2 protein-coding genes are annotated in these 1971 nt (G+C 71.3%); both read right to left on the reverse strand.

What is annotated here, in order from left to right; genetic code table 11:
- Positions 1–154: 154 nt before the first annotated feature.
- On the reverse strand, positions 155–898 hold the full coding sequence (locus VIP82_RS11060; RefSeq protein ID WP_331908490.1) for an LGFP repeat-containing protein: 744 nt from the start codon (positions 896–898) through the stop codon (positions 155–157).
- A gap of 256 nt (positions 899–1154) precedes the next feature.
- Positions 1155–1784 carry a TetR/AcrR family transcriptional regulator gene (locus VIP82_RS11065; protein ID WP_331908492.1) on the reverse strand — a complete coding sequence of 210 codons (630 nt, stop codon included), beginning with the start codon at positions 1782–1784 and terminating at the stop codon, positions 1155–1157.
- Between the last annotated feature and the right edge of the window lie 187 nt (positions 1785–1971).

A 1971-nucleotide genomic window follows, 5' to 3' on the forward strand; every position in this document is an offset into this window, starting at 1 on the left:
TCCCGGCCCTCGGCCCAGTCGACGAAGGCGTCGTACATCGCATCGGCGTCGTACGGGCTCGGCGCGAGCTCAGGCAGGGTCGGGGTCACCCGTCGAGTCTGTCACGTCGCCGAGCTCACACCCGTGGCCGGTCGGGACACCTCGTGTCCGCGGATCAGACCTCGGGCGCGAAGTCGGAGCGGAGCCGGTCGAGCGTGTCCTCGTCGACGGCGTCGAGTGCGCCGACCGACTCGGGATCGTCGCCCGACGGATCGATGACGACGACCGGCCCGGTCGACGACGCCCACTCCACCGTGCCGTGTTCGAAGACGCCGCGGAGCACTCCCGTCGCGGGCACGAGGTCGACGTCGAGCACCGGCAGGCCGAGCGCCGAACGCTCCCACCCGAGCAGCGCCCAGATGTCGCGCACCATGCCGAAGACGATGGCGGGCCCGTGGGCCGGGGTCCAGTAGATGGATCCGCCCTCGAAGTGCGCGAACCCGCCCGGGATCCGGCCGCCGAGCTCCGAGGCGGCGAGCGGCTGCTCGTCGGTCGTCGGGAAGCCGAGGAACGACGTCTCGCCGCCCACGCCCTGCCAGTGCTCGGCGATGGGTCCGTGCACCTCGTGGGCGCCCGTGCGCGCCGACCAGTAGACGGCGCCGCGCTCGAATTCGCGTCGGTACATCTCGCCCTCGCCGAGGCGAGTGTGCGGCGCCGTCGCCTCGCCGAGCCAGGAGTGCTCGGCGCGCTTGGCGCTGATCGCCGGCACGGCGAGGAGGAGCTGGTTCGCGGGGTCGTAGCGCACGGCGGTGCGGAAGTCGCTCCAGCTCAGCGCGCGGTCGACGTGCGCGGAGCGCACCTCGCCTCGCGCGGGTTCGGCGCTGCGATGCCGGCTGAGGTGCATCATCCGTTCAGTCATCGCCCTGCCCTTCTCTGCGGGCTGCTTCCGCTGCCCGAAACGGGTGGGGTCATCGCCCTGCCCTTCTCTGCCCGTGCCCCGAAACGGGGGAAGCCGGCCTGCACGTCGTGTTCGGGACTCGGTGCTGACCGGCTATCCGATCGACCACTCCGCGATGACAGTTCCCCCTGCGGTTCGCGGAGCGGCGATCGCTACTCACAGTACGAGCGAGGCCGGATGCCGCGAATCAGGGTTATCCCTGAACTCCGCCCTGATCTCAGCGGCGTGCGCCCGCCGGGTCGGCGACACCGGGCGACTCGCGCTGCGCCGCCTCGGCGAGGAGTTCGACCGTCTGCACGATCGAGGCGCGTCGCGCCGCGCGCCGGGCCGCCGGCGCTTCGCCGGCTCCGACGAGCAGCTCGTCGAGGTGGCCGAGCACGGGCCAGGCGTTCACGAGCGTGACGATCGTGAGGAGCAGCTCGGCCGCCTGCGGCCGATCGAGGCCGGGCAGGAGCCGCTGGAACCCCTCGACCTTCACGCGGTGGTACTCGGCACGAGCGGCATCGGCGGCCGCGTTCGCGCCGCGCTCGAGCCCCTCCCAGAAGACCAGGCGCGGGATCGTCGCCTCGGCGACGTGGTGGTCGAAGAGCCGCCCCGCGTAGTCGCCCGCCGCGGCCGGGCCCTCCCCGCTCATCGGCACGGCGTCCATCGCGCTGCGCAATTGCGTGGTGAGCACGGTGGCGAAGAGCTGGTCCTTCTTGCCGAAGTACTGGTAGATGCGCTCCTTGTTGACGCCGGCGTTCGTCGCGATGCGATCGATGCGGGCGCCGGCCAGTCCGTGCTCGCTGAACTCCGCCGTCGCCGCGTCGAGCAGGAGGCGTTTCGTGCGCTCGACATCCCAGGCCATGTTGCCACTCTAGCAAATTCCCAACTGAACGGTTGTGGATCCGGGCGCCGTGTGGTTCAATTGCAACCGTTCAGTTGGAAACTATGGAGGCAAACCATGAGCAGCACCCTCGGCGACACCGGCACCGGCTCCACTACCGTCGCGACCGGGTCGGTCCCCACCGCTCCTCCCGCCCCGCCGTCGGTCC

The sequence above is a fragment of the Microbacterium sp. genome (assembly GCF_036566905.1).
Classification (GTDB): Bacteria; Actinomycetota; Actinomycetes; order Actinomycetales; family Microbacteriaceae; genus Microbacterium.

Excerpts from the sequence above, each read along its gene's own strand:
- VIP82_RS11060 (WP_331908490.1), bottom strand. The coding sequence starts at position 898 with ATGACTGAACGGATGATGCACCTCAGCCGGCATCGCAGCGCCGAACCC.
- VIP82_RS11065 (WP_331908492.1), bottom strand. The coding sequence starts at position 1,784 with ATGGCCTGGGATGTCGAGCGCACGAAACGCCTCCTGCTCGACGCGGCG.